General features: G+C 71.1%; 19 protein-coding genes and 1 pseudogene. 7 read left to right on the top strand and 13 right to left on the bottom strand.

The annotated features are described in order from the left end of the window. Positions 1-121 precede the first annotated feature (121 nt). Together ACXJMZ_RS29815 and ACXJMZ_RS29820 are read left to right on the top strand one after the other, a co-directional pair. Entirely contained in the window at positions 122-964 is an 843-nt protein-coding gene (locus tag ACXJMZ_RS29815) for a DUF2278 family protein (protein ID WP_457033139.1), read from the top strand. A gap of 68 nt (positions 965-1,032) precedes the next feature. Further along, the gene (locus ACXJMZ_RS29820; RefSeq protein WP_457033140.1) at positions 1,033-2,355 is read left to right on the top strand and encodes a DUF2254 domain-containing protein; all 1,323 of its coding nucleotides are present in this window, start codon (positions 1,033-1,035) and stop codon (positions 2,353-2,355) included. A 7-nt stretch (positions 2,356-2,362) separates the two neighbouring features. On the opposite strand, the gene ACXJMZ_RS29825 is transcribed toward ACXJMZ_RS29820, so the two are convergent. After that, positions 2,363-3,814, bottom strand: coding sequence for an MFS transporter (locus ACXJMZ_RS29825; protein ID WP_457033141.1), 1,452 nt, complete (start codon positions 3,812-3,814; stop codon positions 2,363-2,365). A 129-nt stretch (positions 3,815-3,943) separates the two neighbouring features. Here ACXJMZ_RS29825 and ACXJMZ_RS29830 point away from each other — a divergent pair, with 129 nt between their 5' ends. After that, a complete protein-coding gene (locus ACXJMZ_RS29830; RefSeq protein ID WP_457033142.1) occupies positions 3,944-4,633 on the top strand; it encodes a TetR/AcrR family transcriptional regulator in 690 nt (229 codons plus the stop codon). A 62-nt stretch (positions 4,634-4,695) separates the two neighbouring features. On the opposite strand, the gene ACXJMZ_RS29835 is transcribed toward ACXJMZ_RS29830, so the two are convergent. Beyond that, on the bottom strand, positions 4,696-5,682 hold the full coding sequence (locus ACXJMZ_RS29835; protein ID WP_457033143.1) for a cytochrome c oxidase assembly protein: 987 nt from the start codon (positions 5,680-5,682) through the stop codon (positions 4,696-4,698). A 97-nt stretch (positions 5,683-5,779) separates the two neighbouring features. Continuing rightward, positions 5,780-6,268, bottom strand: a complete 489-nt coding sequence (locus ACXJMZ_RS29840; protein ID WP_457033144.1) for a MarR family winged helix-turn-helix transcriptional regulator — start codon at positions 6,266-6,268, stop codon at positions 5,780-5,782. A 113-nt stretch (positions 6,269-6,381) separates the two neighbouring features. Here ACXJMZ_RS29840 and ACXJMZ_RS29845 point away from each other — a divergent pair, with 113 nt between their 5' ends. Further along, positions 6,382-6,792 carry an organic hydroperoxide resistance protein gene (locus ACXJMZ_RS29845; RefSeq protein ID WP_057240980.1) on the top strand — a complete coding sequence of 137 codons (411 nt, stop codon included), beginning with the start codon at positions 6,382-6,384 and terminating at the stop codon, positions 6,790-6,792. 63 nt (positions 6,793-6,855) lie between these two features. On the opposite strand, the gene ACXJMZ_RS29850 is transcribed toward ACXJMZ_RS29845, so the two are convergent. Further along, complete coding sequence (locus tag ACXJMZ_RS29850; RefSeq protein ID WP_457033145.1) at positions 6,856-9,330, bottom strand: excinuclease ABC subunit UvrA; 2,475 nt, start codon at positions 9,328-9,330, stop codon at positions 6,856-6,858. A gap of 64 nt (positions 9,331-9,394) precedes the next feature. Between ACXJMZ_RS29850 and ACXJMZ_RS29855 the strand changes: the two genes are divergently transcribed. After that, positions 9,395-9,952, top strand: coding sequence for a PadR family transcriptional regulator (locus tag ACXJMZ_RS29855; protein WP_457033146.1), 558 nt, complete (start codon positions 9,395-9,397; stop codon positions 9,950-9,952). A 28-nt stretch (positions 9,953-9,980) separates the two neighbouring features. Here ACXJMZ_RS29855 and ACXJMZ_RS29860 read toward each other — a convergent pair whose 3' ends face one another. The 6 genes from ACXJMZ_RS29860 to soxR form a co-directional block, all read right to left on the bottom strand. Next, positions 9,981-10,913: an amino acid ABC transporter permease gene (locus tag ACXJMZ_RS29860; protein WP_457033147.1), complete on the bottom strand. Its 933-nt coding sequence runs from the start codon at positions 10,911-10,913 to the stop codon at positions 9,981-9,983. Further along, positions 10,910-11,575, bottom strand: a complete 666-nt coding sequence (locus tag ACXJMZ_RS29865) for an amino acid ABC transporter permease (protein WP_457033148.1) — start codon at positions 11,573-11,575, stop codon at positions 10,910-10,912. The genes ACXJMZ_RS29860 and ACXJMZ_RS29865 overlap by 4 nt, the downstream gene beginning before the upstream one ends. A 57-nt stretch (positions 11,576-11,632) precedes the next feature. Then, positions 11,633-12,460 carry a glutamate ABC transporter substrate-binding protein gene (locus tag ACXJMZ_RS29870; protein WP_457033149.1) on the bottom strand — a complete coding sequence of 276 codons (828 nt, stop codon included), beginning with the start codon at positions 12,458-12,460 and terminating at the stop codon, positions 11,633-11,635. Positions 12,461-12,490: 30 nt separating this feature from the next. Then, positions 12,491-13,279: an amino acid ABC transporter ATP-binding protein gene (locus ACXJMZ_RS29875; RefSeq protein ID WP_457033150.1), complete on the bottom strand. Its 789-nt coding sequence runs from the start codon at positions 13,277-13,279 to the stop codon at positions 12,491-12,493. A 56-nt stretch (positions 13,280-13,335) separates the two neighbouring features. Continuing rightward, the gene (locus tag ACXJMZ_RS29880) at positions 13,336-13,977 is read right to left on the bottom strand and encodes a lysophospholipid acyltransferase family protein (RefSeq protein WP_457033151.1); all 642 of its coding nucleotides are present in this window, start codon (positions 13,975-13,977) and stop codon (positions 13,336-13,338) included. 110 nt (positions 13,978-14,087) lie between these two features. After that, positions 14,088-14,555: a redox-sensitive transcriptional activator SoxR gene (gene soxR, locus ACXJMZ_RS29885; RefSeq protein WP_457033152.1), complete on the bottom strand. Its 468-nt coding sequence runs from the start codon at positions 14,553-14,555 to the stop codon at positions 14,088-14,090. Positions 14,556-14,645: 90 nt separating this feature from the next. On the opposite strand from soxR, the gene fdxA reads away from it, so the two are divergent. Further along, positions 14,646-14,969, top strand: a complete 324-nt coding sequence (fdxA, locus tag ACXJMZ_RS29890; protein ID WP_457033153.1) for a ferredoxin — start codon at positions 14,646-14,648, stop codon at positions 14,967-14,969. Positions 14,970-14,979: 10 nt separating this feature from the next. Here the strand turns inward: fdxA and ACXJMZ_RS29895 are convergent, their stop codons facing one another. From ACXJMZ_RS29895 to lanKC, 3 genes are all read right to left on the bottom strand, one after another. Beyond that, positions 14,980-16,761, bottom strand: a complete 1,782-nt coding sequence (locus ACXJMZ_RS29895; RefSeq protein WP_457033154.1) for an ABC transporter ATP-binding protein — start codon at positions 16,759-16,761, stop codon at positions 14,980-14,982. A 165-nt stretch (positions 16,762-16,926) separates the two neighbouring features. Continuing rightward, entirely contained in the window at positions 16,927-17,064 is a 138-nt protein-coding gene (locus ACXJMZ_RS29900; protein ID WP_457033155.1) for a SapB/AmfS family lanthipeptide, read from the bottom strand. Between the two features lie 96 nt (positions 17,065-17,160). After that, the gene (gene lanKC, locus ACXJMZ_RS29905; protein WP_457033156.1) at positions 17,161-19,728 is read right to left on the bottom strand and encodes a class III lanthionine synthetase LanKC; all 2,568 of its coding nucleotides are present in this window, start codon (positions 19,726-19,728) and stop codon (positions 17,161-17,163) included. Between the two features lie 939 nt (positions 19,729-20,667). Between lanKC and ACXJMZ_RS29910 the strand changes: the two are divergent. Beyond that, positions 20,668-21,163: pseudogene (locus ACXJMZ_RS29910) on the top strand (ATP-binding protein); the annotation flags it as partial.

Genomic DNA, 21,163 nt, shown 5'->3' on the forward strand with positions numbered 1-21,163 from the left:
GCGTGCTCGCCGCCACCGCCGTGGACCGGCGCCGGGGAGGCGCCCGCGCCACCCCCCCCAACCCGACTACCGGGCCGCCGTCAACGTCCAGTCGCAGCAGGCGCCTTCGGAGCTGCTGTACGTGGTGGTCGACGACTTCCGGCACCCGCTCACCGGCCTGCTGCCCGCAGCCGGCAGCGGGTGGACCAAGCTGGCGTCCAAGCCCGATACGGCCGCCCTCGACTTCATCCGGGGCAACCTGTTCGACCCCGCCGCGCTGCGCACCCTGCCGCCCGAACTGCCGGGCGTGGACAACGACCTGGCCGACCTGCTGGACCACTACGTGCAGCGCGCGATCAGCGACCCGGCGGCGGCGGTCTACCTGATCGGCGAGCGCTTCGGCCCCGAGGCGAAGGTCCCGGACAAGGTGTTCGGCTTCCTGCCGGGCAACGGTGTCCACGACATCCACATGAACCAGGGCAACAGCGGGCGGTTCAGCAAGGACGACGGCGTCCACCAGGACGGCGGGCTGATCATCCACCTGCCCGCCGACAACCGCTGGGTCGCGGTGTTCCTGGCCTTCCAGTCGCAGAGCTGGCACACCGACGATGTCACCGGCCACACTCTGCCGAGCACGCCGGGCCGTCCGACCGAGCCGCACGACCAGGCGGTACGGATCGTCGCGGCCCTGGTCAACCCGGCCGGCCCGGCCCCGGAGCGGGAGACCGTCACCCTGCTCAATGCCTCCGCCGCCCCGGTCGACCTGACCGGCTGGCAGCTCGCCGACCAGGCCAAGCACCGGCTGCCGATCCCGGCCACCCGGCTGGCCCCCGGCGCCCTGCTCACCGTGAACGGCCGCCACGGCTTCGAGCTCGGCAACCACGGCGGCGTGATCACCCTGCTCGACCCGGCCGGGCTGAAGGTGCACGGTGTCTCGTACACCGCCCGCCAGGCCGCCGCCGAGGGCCGGACGATCAGCTTCTGACGCACCGACTCACCCGGTCGGCCGTACGGCGCGCCGACCGGGTGCAGCGGTCTGCCTAGGCTGGCGAGATGACCGACCGTCAGCAGCCGAGGCCGAAGCGACTGCGCCACCGACCGCTCTCTCCACTGCGCGAGCACCTGCGGGACTCGTTCTGGTTCGCCCCGCTGCTGACCTGCCTGCTCGCGGTGCTGATGGCCGGGGCCACCACCTGGCTGGACGCCGAGGTGGTGTACGAGCAGATCGCCGAGACCGGCGACGCGTCCGACCTGCTGGCGTTCAGCAGCGGGGCGAAGGCCGTGGTCTCCACGGTCAGCTCGGCGATGCTGACCTTCATCGGTGTGGTCTTCTCGATCTCGCTGGTGGCCCTGCAGATGGCGGCCAGTCAGATGAGCCCCCGGGTGCTGAGACTGTACGTGCGCAGCCGGATCACCAAGGCCACCTTCTCGGTCTGCCTGGCCACCTTCCTGTTCACGCTGCTGGTGCAGCTCGGCTACGACGACACCACCGACCCGACCAAGGTCACCTCCGTCCCGCTGGTGTCCACCGCGGTGGCGGTGCTGCTGGTGCTGCTCAGTCTCACGCTGTTCGTGCTGTACGTGCAGTCCACCCAGCGGCTGCTGCGGGTGCCGCACGTGATCGACCGGGTGACCCGGGAGTCGGTGGGGGTGCTCACTACGTACCGCTGGATGGCGCCCGAGACCGGCCCCCGGATGGTGCCACCGGAGGGCAGTGTGACGCTGCTGCACGCGGGCAACTCGGGCGTGCTGCGGGACGTCAACCTGGCCCGGCTGGTCCGGGTCGCCCGGCGGCACGACGCGGTGTTCCACCTGGTGCCCCGGATGGGCGACTTCATCGCCCCGGGCACCCCGACCGTGGTGGTGGCCGGCGGCACCCCGCCCCGTCCGCACCGGATCACCTCTGCCCTGAACATCGGGGTGGACCGCACCATGCACCAGGATCTGAGCTTCGGGTTCCGGCAGCTGGTGGACATCGCGATCCGGGCGCTCTCTCCGGCGGTGAACGATCCGACCACGGCGGTGCAGGCGATCGACCGGATCCACCAGCTGCTGGCGATGCTGGCCGGCTACCCCTTCGGCGAGCTGCGCTACCGCGACCGGGAGGGGAAGATCCGGCTGGTCCAGCCGATCCCGGACTGGCAGTGCACCATCGACCTGGCCTTCACCGAGATCCGGATCTGCGGCGGCGGCCAGCCACAGGTCTCCCGGCGGCTGGCCGCCGCCCTGGACGACCTGCTGCGGATCACCCCGGAAGACCGCCGCCCGCCCCTGCTGGCCCAACGGGCGCTGCTGGAACGGGCGGTGGCCGAGAACGTACCGGACCCGGCGAACCGCACCTTCGCCCTGGCCCCGGACCGCCAGGGCATCGGCTGACCCAGGGTCAGGACTCGCCGTCCTCCTGCGGGCGGGCCCGCTCGGGCAGCAGGAAGGCCAGGCCGGCGGCGAGCAGCAGGCCGGTGGCGGTCAGGCCGAGGGTCCAGCCGGCTGCCGGGCGGAAGCCGTCGGAGGTGGCCCAGCCGAAGAAGGCGGTGCCGAGGACGGCGACGCCGACCGAGCCGCCGAGTTGCTGGACGGCGTTCAGGACGCCGGAGGCGGAGCCCACTTCGTGCTCCTCGACGCCGGCCAGGGCGATGTCGAAGAACGGCGCCATGATCAGGCCGAGCCCGAGACCGGAGAGGACCAGTGCGGGGATCAGCTGAAGGCTGGTCAGTTCGGCGCCGCCGTACTCGAGGGTGGCCCACAGGGTGAGTGCGCCGAGGACCGCGACCGCGAGGCCGAGGTGCAGTACCCGGCGGCCGTACCGGGGGCCGAGCACCGCGCCGGAGAGGATCGCGCCGGCCACCAGGCCGAGTGAGAGCGGGATCATCGTCAGACCGGCGTGCAACGGGGTCCAGCCGAGGCCGAGCTGGAGGTAGAGGGTGAAGACCAGCATCAGGCCCGCGACCGCGCCGAAGAACACCACGCCGGTGGCCAGCGCCCCGGTGAAGGCGCGGCGGGCGAACAGGGAGGGCTCGACCAGCGGGGAGCCGCCGCGGCGCTTCAGCCGCTGCTGGTAGCGGGCGAAGACCAGCAGGACGGGCAGTGCGGCGGCCATGCTCAGGTACGTCCAGAGCGGCCAGCCCAGCTCGCGGCCCTGGACCAGCGGGAAGACCAGCAGCAGTGCGGCGAGACCGACCAGCAGCATGCCGGGCAGGTCGAGCCGGACGGCGCCGTCCGCCCGGGTCAGCCGGTTGGCGGGCAGCAGCCGGGTGGCGCCGAGCACGGCCAGCAGGCCGAGCGGGAGGTTGACCAGGAACACCGTCCGCCAGCCGGCGCCGAGCCAGTCGGCGTCCACCAGGAAGCCGCCCAGGGTCGGGCCGAGCACCGAGGAGAGGCCGAGCACCGGACCGAACAGGCCGAAGGCCGCGCCGATCTCCTGGGGCGGGAACATCAGCCGGATCAGGCCGAGGCCCTGCGGGATCAGCAGGGCGGCGAAGCCGCCCTGGACGGCGCGGGCCCCGATCAGCAGGCCCGGGTCGGTCGCGGCAGCGCAGGCGGCCGAGGCGAGGGTGAACCCGGCGACGCCGAGCAGGAACAGCCGCTTGCGGCCGAAGATGTCGCCGAGCCGGGCGCCGGTGACCATCAGCATGGCGAAGGCCAGCGTGTAGGCGGCGGCGATCCACTGGATCTGGGACTCGCTGCCGCCCAGGTCGCGCAGGATCGCGGGGGAGGCGACGCCGGTGATGGTGGCGTCCAGCAGGTCCATCGCCTCGACCAGCAGGATCACGCCGAGGGCGGCCCAGCGATAGCGGTGGAGTGGTCGTTCGGTCGGTGCGTCGAGCACGGCGGTCATGGCGGATCCCCTCGATGGAACGACGTTCGCTTGGACGAACAGTGTTTGTTGTGACGAACACTGTTCTACGACTGGAACGGCGTTCGTGTCAAGGTAGGATTCGACGGTCGCCTACTCCGGAGGTTCCGCATGTCCAGCTGGCCCGAGACCTGGCCCGGCCGGGAGAAGCCCGCGCCCAGGCGGCAGCCGCTCAGCCGTGAGCGGATCGTGGCGACCGCGCTGACGATCATCGAGACCGAGGGCCTGGACGCGCTCTCGATGCGCCGGGTCGCCCAGGAGCTCGGAACGGGGGCGGCCAGCCTCTATGCGCACGTCAGCAACAAGGACGAGCTGCTGGAACAGGTCCTCGACCTGGTCTACTCGGAGATCACCATCGAGACGCCGGACCCGGCGCGCTGGCAGGAGCAGGTGAAGGACCACATGCGCCGCGCCCGCAAGGTGCTGATCAGCCACGGCGACCTGGCCCGGGCCGCGATGGCGGCCAACGTGCCCGTCACCCCGCACGCGCTGGACAGCGCCGAGGCGGTGCTCGGCCTGCTCAAGGCCGGCGGGCTGGACGACCGGACCGCCTCGTACGGCGTGGACGCGCTCTCGCTGCTGGTCACCGCCACCGCCTTCGAGGAGAGCAGCCGGTGGCAGGTGTCGGCCGAGGACGCGTCCGCCTACGGTGAGCGGATTCGGGCGTTCTTCGGGGCGGTGCCCGCCGACCGCTACCCGCTGGTGGTCTCGCTGGCCGGGGAGCTGACCCGGGACGTCGGCGACGAGCGGTTCGAGTTCGGCCTGGACATCCTGGTGGCCGGGCTGGCCCGGCGGGTCTGACGGAGCGTCGGAGGAAAGCACGGAGCCCCCGCCGAGGCGGGGGCTCCGTGAGTGGTGGTGGGTCAGCCGGCGTCGGCCACCTTGGCGCCGCGCCGGTCGAGCGAGGCCAGGTAGGCGTTGTAGGCGACCAGCTCGGCGTCGCCGTCGCGGTCGGCGGCGCGGTCGCGGCGGCGGGCCTGGCGCTCCTCCGACTTGGCCCACTGGAGGGTGAGCGCGATCAGCACGATCGCGGTCGGGATCTCGCCGAACGCCCAGGTGATGCCGCCCGCGAGCTTCTGATCGGTGATCAGGTCGGTGCCGGGCGGGGCCATCGGGGTCTTGAACGTGGTCACCAGGGGGCTGGTCGCCATCATCACCGCCACGCCGAAGAAGGCGTGGAACGGCATCCCCATGAACAGCTCGATGATCCGCATCACGAAGCCGGGCCGGTGCGGGCCCGGGTCGACGCCCATGATCGGCCAGAAGAACAGCAGGCCGACCGCGAGGAAGTGCAGCATCATCCCGATGTGCCCGACCCGGTAGCCCATCAGGAAGTCGAACAGCGGGGAGAAGTAGAGCGCGTACAGGCTCGCGATGAACAGCGGGATGGTGAAGGCCGGGTGCGAGATCACCCGGACGTACCGGCTGTGCAGCAATGCCACCAGCAGCTCGCGCGGGCCCTTGCCGCTGCCCTTGCGGGCCGGGCGCAGCGCGCGCAGGGCGAGCGTGATCGGGGCGCCGAGCAGCAGCAGGATGGGGGAGAGCATGGAGAGCACCATGTGCTGGATCATGTGCGCGCTGAACAGCACCATGCCGTAGTCGTTCAGCCCGGTGCAGGTCACCAGCAGGACGGTGCCGAGGCCGAGCAGCCAGGCGATGCTGCGGCCGACCGGCCAGCGGTCACCGCGCCGGACCAGCCGGACCACGCCGGCGCCGTACAGCCCGAGGGCGACCAGGCAGCCGATCAGGAACGGCCAGTCGGGCGACCAGGTCAGGGCGGAGTCGGCGGTGAACGGGCCGAGCGGCGCCGTCCCGCCGTGGTGGTGCATCCCGGTCATGCCGTCGCCCATCGGCGGGTCCTGCTTTCCCTCGTCAGTTCCGGTCGGGCCGGGCCGTGCTGCGGGTCCGGTTCGTCCGTTTTGCTTCGAGGGTCAGCCTAGGTGGCGCTTATTCCGCGGCCGCAGCCGCCCCCGGCGTGTTCGCCGCGGCGTCCAGCGAGCCGGTGACCCGGACCAGGAGCGCGCGCAGGGTGGTGGCTTCGGCGGCGGAGAGGTCGCTGGCCTCGATGATGCCGCGCGGTACGCAGAGCGCCTGGTCGCGCAGGCCCGCCCCGGTGTCGGTGAGGCGGATGGTGACGGACCGTTCGTCCTCGGCGCTGCGGGTGCGCTGCACGTAGCCGGTCGCCTCCAGGCGCTTGAGCAGCGGAGAGAGGGTGCCGGAGTCCAGGCGCAGGTACTCGCCGATCTGCTTCACCGGCAGGTCGCCGTGCTCCCAGAGCACCAGCATCACCAGGTACTGCGGGTAGGTCAGCCCGAGGTCCTTGAGCAGCGTCCGGTACACGCCGTTGAAGGCCCGGGAGGCGGCCTGCACGGTGAAGCAGATCTGGCGGTCCAGGCGCAGCAGCTCGGCGTCGGGCACCTCGGTGAGCTCGGTCATGTCTCCAGAATAGCCGTGGGCAGTCTAGTTGTGCACAACTGAGTTGTGTGCAATGATTCTTCGCAGAGGGCGAGCCGGACACCGGCCGCCGAGCTACGAAAGGGACGGTCACCATGGACGCGCTGTACACCGCTGTCGCCACCGCCAACGGCCGCGAGGGCCGCACCGTCAGCTCCGACGGTCAGCTGGACCTCGCGCTGGCGATGCCGCCCGCGCTCGGCGGCAACGGTCAGGGCACCAACCCCGAGCAGCTCTTCGCCGCCGGGTACGCGGCCTGCTTCGCCAGCGCGCTCGGCCTGGTGGGCCGGCAGGCCCGGGTGGACACCAGCGAGGTCTCGGTCACCGCCGAGGTCTCGATCGGCAAGGACGGTGCCGGCTTCGGCCTGGCCGTGGTCATCCGGGTCGAGCTGCCCGACGCCCTCGAGGGCGAGTCCGGCCTGCTGCTGGTCAAGCAGGCCCACGAGGTCTGCCCCTACTCCAGGGCCACCCGCGGCAACATCGAGGTCGAGCTCGTCGTCGAGTAACCACCCGCCGAACGCCTGGAGCCCCGGACCGAGCAGTGGTCCGGGGCTCCGGCTGCGTTCCGGTCAGGCCGGGAGTACCCGGCGCAGGTACTCGCCGGTCACCCCCGGCCCGGCGGCGATCTCCGCCGGTGTGCCCTGGTTGACCACCCGGCCGCCGCGGTGCCCGGCGCCCGGGCCCAGGTCGATGATCCAGTCGGCACAGGCGGCGACGTGCAGGTCGTGCTCGGCGATGACGACCGAGTTGCCGCTCGCCAGCAGCGTGTCGAAGGCGTCCACCATCCGCTGGACGTCCGAGGGGTGCAGCCCGGTGACCGGTTCGTCCAGCAGGACCAGGCCGCGGCCGCGCCCGCCGGTGCCGAGCAGGATCGCGTTGGCCAGCTTCAGCCGCTGCGCCTCGCCGCCGGACAACTCGGTCCCGCTCTGGCCGAGTTGGAGGTAGCCGAGACCGGCCCGCTGGATCGCGCGCAGCGTGCTCGCCAGGCCGGCCGGTTCGGTGAGGAGGTCGGCGGCCTCGTCCACGGTCATCGCGAGGATCTGGTCCACCGCCTTGCCCCGGTAGGTCACGCCCAGCACCTCGGGGGTGAACCGCCGGCCCTCGCAGACGTCGCACTCCACCCACAGGTCGGGCATGAAGTGCAGGTCCACCTGCCGCCGGCCGTAACCGGCGCAGGTCTCGCAGCGGCCGCCGGGGGAGTTGAAGGAGAACGCGCCGGCGCCCAGGCCGAGCGCCCTGGCGCGCAGGGTGACCGCGAAGAGCTTACGGATGACGTCGAAGGCTTTGGTGTACGTGGCGGGATTGGAGCGGGGGGTGCGGCCGATCGGGTCCTGGTCGACGACGGTCACCCAGTCGAGGCCGCCGACGCCCTCGACGCCCGCCAGCGCGGTCGGCCGCTCGCCGCGCAGTACGGCGCCCAGGCCGGTGCCGAGCGCCTGGTGCAGCAGGCTGCTCTTGCCGCTGCCGCTCACGCCGGTGAGGCAGGTCAGGGTGTTCAACGGGATGTCCACCCGGTCGAGTCGGACGTTGTGCACGTCGACGCCGAGCAGGCTCAGACGCGCGGCCGCGCTCGGATCGAACCGCTTCGGACGGTGCACCCGGGGGCCGCGCCCGGCCAGGTAGGCACCGGTGACCGAGTGCGGGTGGCTGCTCAGCTCGGCGGTCGGGACCGAGGCGACCAGCGTGCCGCCCCGGCGGCCGCCGCCGGGGCCGAGATCCACCACCCAGTCGGCGAGGGCGATGAGTTCGGGGTCGTGCTCGACCAGCAGCACGGTGTTCCCGGCGTCCCGCAGACCGGTCAGGATCTCGCGCAACGGGTGTTTGTCGGCGGGGTGCAGGCCGGCGCCCGGCTCGTCCAGGACGAAGATCACACCGCTCAGGTCCAGGTTCAACTGTGCGGTGACCCGGGCCCGTTGGAGCTCCCCGCCGGACAGCGACGGCGCCGTCCGGGTCACCGTGAGGTGGCCGAGGCCGAGCTCGACCATCAGCCGGACCCGGCGGGCGAGGTCCGGCAGCACGTTGACGGCGACCTGACGCTGCATCGGGGTGAGGGTGGCGTCGATGCCGTCCACCCAGGTGCGCAGCTGCTCCACCGGCAGCCCGATCACCTCCGGGTAGCTGAGGCCGCCGAGTTCGAGGGTGCGCGCGGTCTCGCCGAACCCGGTGCCGTGGCAGCCGGGGCACGCCACCCGGGCCATGAAGCGGGCGTACGTCTCGCGCGCGGCGTCGGTGCCGGCGGCCTGGTGGAGCCGGGCGACCTCGCGGACGGCGCCGATCAGCGGGACGCTGCGCTCGGTCACGGTCCCGGTGCCGGACTTCCGGTGGTGACTGGTGATCCTGAAGCTGACCGGTTCGCCGTCCGTCCCGTGCAGGACGGCGGAGCGGAAGGACTCGGGGAGTTCGCGCCAGGGCAGGTCGAGGTCGGCGCCGTGCAGCGCGGCAAGCGCCGGGAGCGCCAGGTGTTCGCCGGAGTTGGTGCGCCGGAACCACTCGCCCGCGCCGCCGAACAGCGGGAGGCCGGGGCTGGTGATGATCCGGTCCGGCTCGGCGCTGTCGGTGTGGCCCATGCCCGCGCACTGCTTGCAGCGGCCCTCCATGCTGTACCGGTCGAAGTAGGCGCTGGTGAGGTTGCGCAGCTCGGGGTGGTCGACGGCGAGCGGCCCGAGCGCGGGCAGCCGGGCGAACAGCAGCCCGAGGTAGTCGTTGAGCCCGCTGATGCTGCCGAGGGTGGAGCGGGGGCTGCGGTTGAGCCGGCGCTGGTCGACCGCGAGGGTGACGCCGAGCCCGCTGATCCGGTCCACCTGGGGCCGGTCCTTGGGGGAGATGAACTGCCGGAAGAACGGTGAGATGCCGTTCAGGTACCGCAGTTGGGCCTCCGCGTGGACGGTGTCGATGGCCAGCGAGGTCTTGCCGCTGCCGCTCACGCCGGTGAAGGCGACGATCCTGTTCTTCGGAAAGGTGACGCTGACGTCCTTGAGGTTGTGCGTCCTGGCGCCGACGATCTCGATGACATCCCCGCCGGGGACGTGATCCGGGTGGCTCACTGCCGCTCCTCCGCTGCCGTCCGGTGAACTTGACCCACGATATTACTCTCACGATACTGATCTCGTGAATCTCACTCGCCTGATGGCCCTCGGGACACTGCAGAACGGTGGCCCGATGCACGGCCACGAAATCCGCCGCATCGCCGAGGTGACGAGCGTCAGCAGCTGGGGCGGCGTCAGCGTCGGCGCCCTCTACCGCGAGCTCCGGACGATGGACGAGAACGGTCAGGTCGAGGCCGTCCGTACCGAGCAGGTGGGGCGCCGGCCGGCCAGAACCGTCTACGGGATCACCGCCCGGGGCGAGGCGGAGCTGCGCGCCCTGCGCGAGGAGGCCGTCACCGAGGTCCACCACGGCACCGACCCGTTCGGTGTCGCGCTGCTCTTCACCCGGACCGACGATCTGCCGACCCTGCTGGGCCTGCTCGAGCGCCGCCGCGAGGCGATCCGCGGGATCCGCGACGGCATCGCGGCGGAGGGGGAGGCCCTGTACGGCGCCGGGGCGATCGGGCCGCTCGACGCGGCGATGTTCCGCCGTCGGGTGTTGCAGCTCGACGCCGAGCTGGCCTGGCAGGACGACCTCGACCGGGTCATCGAACAAGCCGGGACGGATGGTGCGAGCTGACGGTGCACCAGCGGCGTGCGGACCGCGCTCACTTGCCGGAGGCGCTCCCCGGTCCGCCGAGGTCGTCGCGGCCCACGTGCTCGCCCGGCGTGGCCAGCTCCGCGACCGCGTCCGCCCGGACCACCGCGCCGGTGGACTTCTTGCCGCGCCGCAGCCGGCCTTCCAGCCAGCTCGCGAAGGAGGTGAGCGAGAAGTTCACCACGACGAAGATCACCGCAACGATGCTGAAGCTGGCGATGGTGTTCGCGCCGTAGTTCGCGCTCATCGGGCGGACCGACGCCAGCAGTTCGGAGAAGCCGAGCAGCGCGCCGCCCAGCGCGGTGTCCTTCACGATGACCACCAGCTGGCTGACGATCGCCGGCAGCATCGCGGTGACCGACTGCGGCAGCAGTACGTGGCGCATGACCTGGTTCTTGCGCATGCCGATCGCCTTGGCCGCGTCGCTCTGACCCCGGGGGAGGGACAGGATGCCGGCCCGGACGATCTCGGCGAGCACGGAGGCGTTGTACAGGACCAGGCCGGTGACCACGGCGTAGAGCGGCCGGCTGTCGGGGCTGACGTCGGTGAACTCGGCGTACGCCGCGTTCGCGAAGAGCATCAGGATCAGCACCGGGATGGCGCGGAAGAACTCCACCACGGTCCCGGCCGCACCCCGTACCCAGTGGTGCTCGGAGAGCCGGGCGATGCCGAACAGCGCGCCGGCCGGCAGGGCGATGACCATCGAGAGCGCGGCGGCGATCAGCGTGTTCTTGAGCCCCGGCAGCAGGTACGTCTCCCAGGCCCCGGAGTTGGTGAAGAAGGGCCGCCACTTGACCCATTCGAGCTGGTTCTTGTCGGAGAGGCTCTGCACCACCCACCAGATCACGGCGGCGAGGGCGACCAGGAACAGCACCGTGAGCAGTACGTTGCGCCGTTTGGCCCGGGGCCCGGGGACGTCGTACAGGGTGGACACGGACTTCACCGCCTCACCGACACCTTCTTGCTCACCCAGCCGAGGAAAAGCCCGGTCGGCAGGGTGAGGCAGATGAAACCGAACGCGAAGATGGCGGAGATGAGGATGAGCTGAGCCTCGTTCTCGATCATCTCCCGCATCAGGGACGCCGCTTCGGCGACACCGATCGCGGCCGCCACGGTCGTGTTCTTGGTCAGCGCGATCAGCACGTTCGCCAGCGGACCCACCACGGAGCGGAAGGCCTGCGGAAGGACGATCAGCCTCAGCACCTGAGGGAAGCTCAGGCCGATGGCTCGCGCCGCCTCGGTCTGACCGAGAGGCACCGTGTTGATGCCGGACCGCAGCGCCTCGCAGACGAACGCCGCGGTGTAGACGATCAGACCGAGTACGGCGAGCCGGAAGTTGATCGTCGTGAAGTTGTCGGCGCCGAGGGTGACGCCGAGCGTCTGGAACAGGCCCAGCGAGGTGAAGACGATGATCACCGTGAGCGGGATGTTCCGGACCACGTTGACATAGGAGGTACCGAAGCCGCGCATCAGCGGCACGGGGCTGACGCGCATGGCCGCCAGGGCGGTCCCCCAGAGCAGGGCGCCGATGGCGGAGTAGAAGGTGAGCTGCACCGTCACCCAGAACGCCCCGAGCAGGTCGTAACCCTCAAGAAAGTCGAACACGGTCTCCCGGCCCTTCCGCAGCAGTGACGGCCCMCGGCGGGCCGTGGGCCGTCCGGTTCAGCTGACGACGACGCCGATCTTCGGGGCGGCCTCGGGCTGGTAGTTGGCCGAGCCGAAGTTCTTCTTGACGGCCGCGTCCCACGAGCCGTCGCTGACCATCTTCTCCAGGGCGGTGTTGATCTTCGCCTTGAGTTCGCTGCCCTTCTGGACACCGATGCCGTAGTTCTCGTTGCTCATCTTGAAGCCGCCGAGCTTGAACTTGCCCTTGAACTCGGGCTGCGAGGCATAGCCGGCGAGGATCACGTCATCGGTGGTCAGGGCGTCGATGACCTTGTTCTCCAGGCCGGTCAGGCACTCCGAGTAGCCGCCGTACTGCTGGAGTTGGGCGTTCGGCGCGATCTTCGTCTTGACGTTCTGCGCCGAGGTGGAGCCGGTGACCGAGCAGAGCTTCTTGTTGTTCAGGTCCGCGGGCGTCTTGATGGAGTCGTCGTCCGCCCGGATCAGGACGTCCTGGTGCGCCAGCAGGTACGGTCCGGCGAAGTCGACCTTCTCCGAGCGCGCGGGGGTGATCGAGTACGAGGCGGCGATGAACTGGACGTCGCCGCGCTGGAGCAGCGTCTCGCGGTCGGCGCTCTTGGCTTCCTTCCAGACGATGTCGCCCGGATCGTGGCCGAGCTGCTTGGCGACGTAGGTGGCCACGTCGACGTCGAACCCCGTGTACTTGCCGTCCGGGGTCTTCAGTCCGATGCCCGGCTGGTCGTACTTGATACCGACGGTGATCTTCTCGCCGCTCTTGTCGCCGCCACCGTCGGAGCTGCAGCCGGCGGCGGTCAGGGCCAGTACGAGCGCAGCGGCGGTCGCGCCGGTGGTCTTGCGAAGCTTCATGGTGTTCATCCCTACTGCGGTGGGGTCCGGTCAGTGGTGAAGGATCTTCGAAAGGAAGTCCTTGGCGCGCTCGCTGCGCGGATTGCTGAAGAACTGATCGGGCGTCGTCTCCTCAACGATCCGGCCATCCGCCATGAACACCACGCGGTTGGCAGCCGAACGGGCGAACCCCATCTCGTGGGTGACGACGACCATGGTCATTCCGTCCCGGGCGAGCTGCTGCATCACCTCGAGCACCTCGTTGATCATCTCGGGGTCGAGCGCCGAGGTCGGCTCGTCGAAGAGCATGATCTTCGGGTCCATGGCCAGCGCCCTGGCGATCGCGACGCGCTGCTGCTGTCCCCCGGAGAGCTGCGCGGGGTACTTGTCCGCCTGGGAGGCGACACCGACCCGGTCGAGCAGGTGGCGGGCCCGCTCGTCGGCTTCCTTCTTGTTCTTCTTGCGGACCTTGACCTGACCGAGCGTCACGTTCTGCAGCACGGTCTTGTGCGCGAAGAGGTTGAAGGACTGGAAGACCATGCCCACATCGGCCCGCAGCGCGGCCAGTTCACGGCCTTCGGCGGGCAGCGGCCTGCCGTCGATGACGATCTCACCGGAGTCGATGGTCTCCAGGCGGTTGATGGCCCGGCACAGGGTGGACTTCCCGCCCCCCGAAGGCCCGATCACCACGACGACCTCGCCGCGGGCGATGGTCAACTCGATGTCCCGGAGGACATGGAGCTCGCCGAAGTGCTTGTTGACGTTGCTCAGCACTACCAGATCGCCCGGGCCGGCGGTGGGATCCTCGTTGCTCACAGTTACTCCGCTCGTCGGCTTCATGGTCCGTCCTCCGAAATGAAGGCGCACGCCGAAAAGCGCAGGAGCAGTAACCGAGGTCAGGGCAGGTGTCGTTCAGCGGCACGCCAGGCCGAGGTGACCGCACGGTGGGCGGCGGCCGTGGCCTCGGAGGTGTCGCCCGACAGGTGGATCGGGGCACCGAGGTGCACATGCAGAGCGGGTCGGCGGAGCGGGGCGGTGGCGAAGCCTGCGAGTTGCTTGGTGGTGCTGCCCGAGCTGAGGCGGCGGGCACCGCACTGGCCGAGCGGTACCACCGGGGCGCCGCTCGCCGCCGCGAGCCGGGCGAGGCCGGTCCGGAAGGCACGTGGCTCGGTGTCCCGGGAGTCCCGGCGCTTGGGCAGGCCGCCCTCGCCGTAGATCAGCACGACGCGGCCTGCCGCGAGCGCCGCGGCGGCCACGTCGAGGGCCTCGGCCGCCCGGGCCGTACCGCGGTGGACCGGAATGTGCCCGCCGGCCCGCAGCACCCCGCCGAGCCCGGGCACCCGCCACAGACCGGCGGCCGCCATCACCACCGGCTCGGTGCCCAGCCTGCGCAGTGCGGCGAGCACCACCCCCGGGTCGGCGAGCGAGCTGTGGTTGGCCACCACGATGCTGCCCGGAGCGACCGGGCCTGCCACCTCGGAAGTGACGGACAGTCGGCCGAGGACGGGGACCAGCGTGCTGGCGATCCGGCTGAGCATGGATGGTTCCCTTCGTCGCCTCCGGCGAGGCGGTGGCACCATCCTGGTGGACCGCAGCCGCCGGTGGCTTGAGTACCGGTACTCACATCGGACGGGCGGCGGTCCGTCTCTCACAGCCGTCGGGCCCCGACACCGTCCCCAGCCAGTGCGTCACCCGGGTTCAGGAGTGCGCAGGCCTTCATCGAGAGACATCCGCAGCCGATGCACCCGGTGAGCTCGGCTTCGAGCCGCTCGATGGTCTGCCGGCGCTCCTCCAGCCGACGCTTCCAGCCACGCGAGGCGCGCTGCCACTCCTGGTGACTCGGCGGCCGGTCGAGCGGAACGTCGGCGAACGCCTCCCGGAGGTCCTGCAACGGGATGCCGATCCGTTTTGCCACCGAGACCAGTGCGACGCGGCGCAGCATGTGCCGTGGGTAGCGGCGTTGGTTGCGGTCGTCGCGTTCGGACGCGATCAGGCCGAGTTCCTCGTAGAACCGCAGCGCGGAGACGGCTGCTCCGGTCCGCGCGCTCACCTCGCCGATGCTCAGCCAGTCGTCCGGGGCGGCCCGGACATCGTCGTCGGAACGGTAGCTCGTCATGCAGTTCCCCCTTGTTGACCTCAAGATTACTTGAGGTCATACGGTCGGCTGCGTCGGAACGGCAACAGGACCGGAGAGGACGGCAGTTCGATGACGTTTGTGATCGCCATGCCCTGTGTGGACGTCAAGGACAAGGCATGCATCGAGGAGTGCCCAGTCGACTGCATCTACGAGGGGGAGCGGGTGCTCTACATCCACCCCGACGAGTGCACCGAGTGCGGCGCCTGCGAGCCGGTGTGCCCGGTCGAAGCGATCTACTTCGAGGACGACACCCCGGAAGAATGGCAGCACTTCACCACCGTGAACGCCGAGTTCTTCGCCGACCTCGGCACTCCCGGCAGCAGCTCGAAGCTCGGCCCGATCGGACGGGACCACCCGGTCGTGGCGGCGCTGCCGCCGCAGGGGGCCGGCTGAGCTCGGCGGCTCATATTTCGGTGCCGGCCCCGAGGCGGGCCGAACCGGCTTGGCTGGCCACGAGTTCGCGGTACGGAACGCAGCGGGTGAGCAGGGTGGGGTGGTCCGCGGCGTCGACGATGGTGCCGCGGTTCATCATGATCACGTGGTCGGCGTGCTGGACCGTGGAGAGCCGGTGGGCGATCACCACGACGGCCCGGTGACAGGCGAGACGCTCCACGATCTCGCGGAGCCGCAGTTCGTTGATGCCGTCCAGCTGGCTGGTGGGCTCGTCGAGCAGGACGAGGTCGGCATCGGTGAGCAGCGCCCGGGCCAGGGCCATCCGCTGGCGCTGGCCGCCGGAGAGGTCCGACTCGCGGCCCAGGACGGTGTCGAGGCCCTGGGGGAGCCGGGCGATGTCCTCGGTCAGGCCGACGGCGGCCAGGGCTTCGGCCAGTTCGCGGTCGTCGGCCGCGTGCGCCCGGCCGAGCTGGAGGTTCTCCCGGGCGCTGGCCTCGACCAGGGTGAACGCCTGGTCCACGTAGGCCATTTGGGAGCGCAGTGCGTCGAGCGGCCAGCTCCGGACATCGTGGCCCAGGACGCTGACCGAGCCGGCGGAGGGGCGGACGAAGCGGCCGACCAGCGAGATGGCCGTGCTCTTTCCGGCGCCCGACGGGCCCACCACGGCGGTCAGCCCCGTACGCGGAACGCTGAAGGAGACGGCGCGCAGGGCGGGTTGGTCCGACCCCGCGTGGGTGTAGGACACCGAGCGGAAGACCACCGCCGGGGCGTCGGGGGCCGGCGTGGGGGTGGGCCGGTCGGCGTCGTCCAGGTCTGCCTCGGGCGGCAGCGCGAGCAGTGCGTTGCACCGGTCCCTGGCGGCCAGCCCGGCCTGGAGCCGTCCGAGGCCGGTGGCGAGCGTGTTCACGGAGGGGACGGTCTGGAGCAGGTAGAGCAGGAACGCGGCGAACGCCGCCACCTGGAGCTCGCCGGCCGCCAGCCTGGCGCCGCCGGTGAGGATCACCGCGATCATCGCGAACTGGTTGCCGAGGGTCAGTACGGCGGGGACCAGGGCGCCCAGCCTGGCTCCGGTCAGCGAGACCGCGAGCAGTTGCTCGGCGTCCTGGGCCAGGCTCCGGTCGGCCATCGGTTCGGCCTGGTACGCCTTGATGGTGGTGAGGGCCTCCAGGTTGGCCGTGAAGCGCTGCGCGATCTGTCCCACGGCGTCCTGCTGCCCGGTGACGTTGGCTCGCATCCGGCGCAGGATCAGCAGCACCAGGACGGTCAGGACAGCGAGGGCGGCCACGGTGACCACCGTGAGCACCCAGTCGATCCACGCCATCACGGCCAGGGTCGCGGCGACGCTGAGCGCGGCCAGCGGCAGCTGGGTCGCCACTTCGACCACCTGGCGCAGCAGTTGGGCGTCGGAGGTGACCCGGGCGGTGAGGTCGCCGATGCCCTGGGCCCGTACCACGGGAAGGGGCAGCCGCAGTGCGTGCGCCATCAGGGCGGTCCGGAGGCGGTAGGTCATCCGCTCGCCGATCTGTGCGAGCTGGAAACCGGCGATGGCCTGGGCCAGTGCCCCGCCGAGGGCGGCCGCACCCATCATCAGCAGTCCGGGAGCGAGGGAGCGGTGGGTGGCGAAGTCTCCGATGATCTTCTGGACGAGCAGCGGGAGGGCGAGTCCGGCCGCGGTGGCGATCACGGCGAGCAGCAGGGCGCCGGCCAACCGGGCGGGCTGGACGGCGAGTTCGCGGCGCAGTCGGACCGCTGGCGGCGCTGGTTCGGCGGCGTTGGTGGGCTGGGCTGCCACCTGACTACCTCTCTGCTGGGGCCGGTGCGGGCGGTCCGCACACGGAGACGGGCCGGGCCGCAGCGGTGAACCGCTGCGGCCCGGTTACCGGCCGGGTGAGCCGGGCGTCCCTGGATCACCCGGCCGGTGGCACCGTACGGATCGCCCTGGCGGGCGGCGTGCGGCTCAGAGGCAGAGGAGCGTGCTGACCGTGCTGGTGCCGCAGTTCAGGACGCTCAGCGAGCTGGTGCTGGCGAGGGTGTCGTCGATCGGGGCCGCCTCGGTCTGGGGCAGCTCCATGGTCTGGAGGTCGAGGATCGCCATGATTTTCTCCTTCACTCTGCTGTGCACGACCCGGCCGGACGGCCGGGGGTCTGTGGGCGTGCGGGTCGCACGCGGGGCTGACGGACCGACGGCCCGTCAGCCCAGAGGCCCGGTGAACGGGAGGAACGGGGTGCCCGCCAAGGCGGTGCCCAGGGCCAGCAGCACTCCGGCCGAGCCGGTCGCGAGGTCCGCGGACAGGCGCAGCAGCTGGTCGCCGGGGAAGGCGAGATGCCCCTGGTAGGGGATCTGGTGCAGGGCCAGCAGGGATCGCTGACGGTCCGTCAACTCGGCTTCGGCGTTTCGCTCGGTGGTGAGCGCGAGGTAGCCGAGCAGTCCCGCCCGTCCGTTGAACAGGCCGGGCTGGATGACGAATTCCGGTTCGGCCGCCCACTGGATCGGTGCCCGCCGATCCGCCAGGGCGGAGTCCGGCCGGTGGGCGAGCAGCGCCTCGAGTACGAGGCCGATCCCGGCGCTGCCGGTCTCGATGTAGGGCAGGGCCCGGCGGCCGTCGACCACCTGGAGCGTCCCGTCGGTCATGCTGACGCACCGTTCGAGGTCCAGCTCCAGCAGGGTTTCGGCCTGGTCGAGCAGGGTGTGGTCGCCGGTGTGCTCATGGAGCCGGACGAGGGCGAGTGCGGCACCCGAGGCCCCGGCCAGCAGCCCGGCCCGGCGCGTGGGGTCACCGGACCCGGCCTTCTCCCAGCTCCCGGCTGCGGACCTGGCCACACCGAGCGCCTCCGCCAGCAGCCGGTCATCGCCGGTGGCGAGTGCGAAGTGCAGCAGGGTGAGCGCGATCCCGGGGCCGCCGCCGACGAGTCCCGGTGCCGGCTCGCCGTCTCCGGCCCCGGCCCCGGCTTCGGTGAGGCGGCGCAGCAGATCCAGCGCCTGTTCGTGCTCGCCCAGCAGGTCCAGGACGTAGGCCACGCCGTGACCGCCGTGGTAGAGGCCGGGCAGCAGACTGCGGACCCGGACGGCGTCCGCCAGCCAGCGGACGTGTCCGGGGTCGACGGTGGCCCCGACCGCGTGCAGGGCGTAGAGCACGCCGGCCGCGCCGTGCGCCAGTCCGAGCCCGCCCAGCGTGAACTGGGCCACGTCGCCGGGGAACAGCCGGTCGGTGCGCCCGGGGGTGGCCATCGCCGCGATACCGGCGGCCAGCGAGTCCCTGATGGCGGGCCAGTCGGCGACCGGCGCCGTCAGCAGTGCGCGGGTCTCGGCGCGGCCCCGGTCCAGTTCGGGACGGGGCGTGCGGCCGTCGCCCGGCGCGGAGCCGAGGTAGCGGCGGATGTCGTCGGTGTAGCCGGGGGGCACCGGGAAGCGGTGCTCGACGGCGTCCGCGAGCTGGCCGGCCTTGCCCGGGTCCAGGGCGGTGAGCTGGACCAGGGGATAGAAGAGCCAGAGCCGGACCGCCGCCAGCCCGTACCGGTCGATGTCCGTCCCGGTGTAGCCGCGCGGGGCGGTGAACCCCGCCGCTCCCAGTGCCGGCCGCAGGAAGTCGTCGACGGTGCTGGCGAGTTCGAAGTCGATGAAGCAGAGCTCACCGTCCGGCCGGATGATGATGTTCCGCGGGTGGAGGTCTCCGAAGACGACACCGCGGGCGTGGATCTCCGCCAGGGCGCGTTCCGCCTGGTTCACGATCGCGAGGGCCTCGCGGGTGTACTCCGTGACGGCGTCCTCGTCGGTGCCGGGGTGGATCAGCGGGTAACGGGCCGTCAGCCATTCGCTGAGGGACTGCCCGGCCACGTACTCCTGGACCAGGAACTCGTGCTCCCAGGCTTTGAGCAGTCCGTGCTCGGCGGGGACCCCGGGGGCTCCGGCCAGCCGGGCGAGGATGGCGTGCTCGTTGTGCAGCCGGGTCACCGCATCGACGCCGCGCTGGTCGAGGCCGGCGAACGGGCGCGCCTCCTTCAGCACCACGGGCGGCCGCTCCGCCCCGTCGCGGGCCAGGTAGACGCCGCCGGCGTTGGAGAAGTGCAGGACGCGCTCGACCGTGTAGGGCAGGCCGGTGTCCTGCTGGGCCGCACGTTCGGCCACGGCCGGGGCGATGCAGGCCGGGACGGGGGCCCAGGAGGGGACGGAGAAACCCGCTCCGCGGACGTCGGGGACGAGGCGGCCGTCCGGTCCCACGAGGGCGAGCACCCGGTCGCCCGCCGCGTTGCGGCAGTGGCGTTCGGCGAACCCGCCGTACCTGAGGTAGAGCGGTCCGTCCTTCCACCGCAGGTCGCTGAGGATGTACGGGCCCTTGCGGCCGGCCAACAGGGCGCCGAGACCGTCGAGACATCGCTCGAGCTCCGAGTCGTCCACCGGGTACAGCGTGCAGAACTTGCCGCTGGAGCCGCGCGGAGCGTACTTGGAGTTCTGCACCTGGAGGATGGGCAGCCCGCGCAGGAACTTGAAGGTCACGCGTTCGTCCAGACAGAAGGAGTGGACGGTCTCCAGCACCTCCTCTGCCGTCTCGGTGCACGAGGAGACGTGGATCTTCCAGCCCTGGTCGGGTATCCGGACGCCGGAGGGGCGCACGACGGCCCACATCTCCAGGTCCCCGCGCTCCCAGCCGTCGGGCAGCGGCCGGGTGACGGCGGCGAACTCCTCCTGCGCTCCCCAACGTCGGGGCGAGTCGTAGAAGATCGGGTCGGCGTAGGCGTACGCCTCGTACCGGTTGTCCAACGGAAACCCTCCTCGTAGCGGGAATTACGCAGGTGGGACGGTGAAAAGAAGCCGAACTCCCCCGGGTGTCACGGAGATTTCGAGCCCCATTTTCGGGGGGCGAAATCCTGCATCCCGTACGACCATCCGATAGTGGGTCCACGGTGAATTTTCCGCAACGGCGCAAGTTTTCACCCGGCCCATCGGTTCCACTCCCCGGCTTGCGCAGGGGTGCTGGTGCGCGAGCCGGAGGCCGACCGTACGCCGTCGGCCGTGGCGCCGTGCAAGATCGCGCGAGGACGCCGTTTCCCGGCCTCGGCCAATCATCGGAGAGGGTGGTTGACCTGGGGATATGAAAATCTTCAGCTGCCGGCGGCAGAGTGCGGATCGCTGAATGCGCAAGGGTGCCCCGGCGTACGCGGGCGGCGGATGCGATATATTCTCTGCCTTTTCACGGAAGAGACGACTCCGATTCCGTCGGAAATCTCGAACGAACTGTCGGATCTCGTAAGCGTGTCCTTTGCAGGAAAATTCTGCGGACCGAAAGATTCGCTTCCGCTGCGCCCGCTGTTGGTGCTGCTGTTCCCTTGGCTCCAGCTGCGTTCACATACCACCGATCGACAACAGTCGTGGTGGAAATGGACACGACCCAGGGGGAGCGGCGTTCCAGGGCGGTGGACTGCGGGAGTCCGGTCACGGATCCCGCCTTAGCACGAACTCTCCGTAGTGGGTGGCGGTTTTTCGACGGGATCCCTCTCATGGGCGAACCGGGCCGGGACGGGGGCACCGCGAGCCCGGGGCAGCGAAAAGGTGGGGCCACACACCGACCCGGGCGGCGGCGCGAGAGCCCGTCCCTACTCTTTCGATCGTTTGAGGATGCTGATGCTTCGTGCTGGATCGTCACTCGGAGGTCGGCGCTCCGCGCCCGTTCTCGTGTGGCTCCTGCCCACGGTCGTGACGGTGGCCGCCGCGGTCGTCGCCGTGTCGCTGACCTCCACCGGCGCCCGTGCGGGAGTCGTCTGGTGCGGGGTGGTGGGTACCGCGGCGGTGGGCATGGTGGCCACCGAGGCGGCGCGCCGAGGGCGTGCGTTGGCGACCCTGCGGGAGCAGCACGCCCGGCAGGAGACCGAGCTGCGGTACCGGCTCGCCCGGCAGCAGACCGAGACGGTCCGGCTGGCCGAGGTCACCCTGCCCGAGACGGTCTCCCGGCTCCAGCGCGGCGAGTTCACCGAGGACGTGCTGAAGGCGCACGAGTCCCACGACGGCGTGGTCGGCCCGGAGTTCCAGGCCGCCCGGCAGGCCGTGCTGCGGACGGTGCTGGAAGCGGTCGACGCCGAGGAGGGGCTGCGCGAGTCGGCCCAGCGGGCGTTCGTGAACATCGCCCGCCGGGTGCAGGCGATCGTGCACCGGCAGGCCCAGGACCTGCGCGAGATGGAGGACCGGCACGGCACCGACC

Source organism: Kitasatospora sp. P5_F3, from assembly GCF_054049135.1.

Excerpts from the sequence above, each read along its gene's own strand:
- ACXJMZ_RS29830 (WP_457033142.1), top strand. The coding sequence starts at position 3,944 with ATGTCCAGCTGGCCCGAGACCTGGCCCGGCCGGGAGAAGCCCGCGCCC.
- ACXJMZ_RS29845 (WP_057240980.1), top strand. The coding sequence starts at position 6,382 with ATGGACGCGCTGTACACCGCTGTCGCCACCGCCAACGGCCGCGAGGGC.
- fdxA (WP_457033153.1), top strand. The coding sequence starts at position 14,646 with ATGACGTTTGTGATCGCCATGCCCTGTGTGGACGTCAAGGACAAGGCA.
- ACXJMZ_RS29825 (WP_457033141.1), bottom strand. The coding sequence starts at position 3,814 with ATGACCGCCGTGCTCGACGCACCGACCGAACGACCACTCCACCGCTAT.
- ACXJMZ_RS29900 (WP_457033155.1), bottom strand. The coding sequence starts at position 17,064 with ATGGCGATCCTCGACCTCCAGACCATGGAGCTGCCCCAGACCGAGGCG.
- ACXJMZ_RS29880 (WP_457033151.1), bottom strand. The coding sequence starts at position 13,977 with ATGCTCAGCCGGATCGCCAGCACGCTGGTCCCCGTCCTCGGCCGACTG.
- soxR (WP_457033152.1), bottom strand. The coding sequence starts at position 14,555 with ATGACGAGCTACCGTTCCGACGACGATGTCCGGGCCGCCCCGGACGAC.
- ACXJMZ_RS29835 (WP_457033143.1), bottom strand. The coding sequence starts at position 5,682 with ATGGGCGACGGCATGACCGGGATGCACCACCACGGCGGGACGGCGCCG.
- ACXJMZ_RS29820 (WP_457033140.1), top strand. The coding sequence starts at position 1,033 with ATGACCGACCGTCAGCAGCCGAGGCCGAAGCGACTGCGCCACCGACCG.
- ACXJMZ_RS29870 (WP_457033149.1), bottom strand. The coding sequence starts at position 12,460 with ATGAAGCTTCGCAAGACCACCGGCGCGACCGCCGCTGCGCTCGTACTG.
- ACXJMZ_RS29875 (WP_457033150.1), bottom strand. The coding sequence starts at position 13,279 with ATGAAGCCGACGAGCGGAGTAACTGTGAGCAACGAGGATCCCACCGCC.
- ACXJMZ_RS29840 (WP_457033144.1), bottom strand. The coding sequence starts at position 6,268 with ATGACCGAGCTCACCGAGGTGCCCGACGCCGAGCTGCTGCGCCTGGAC.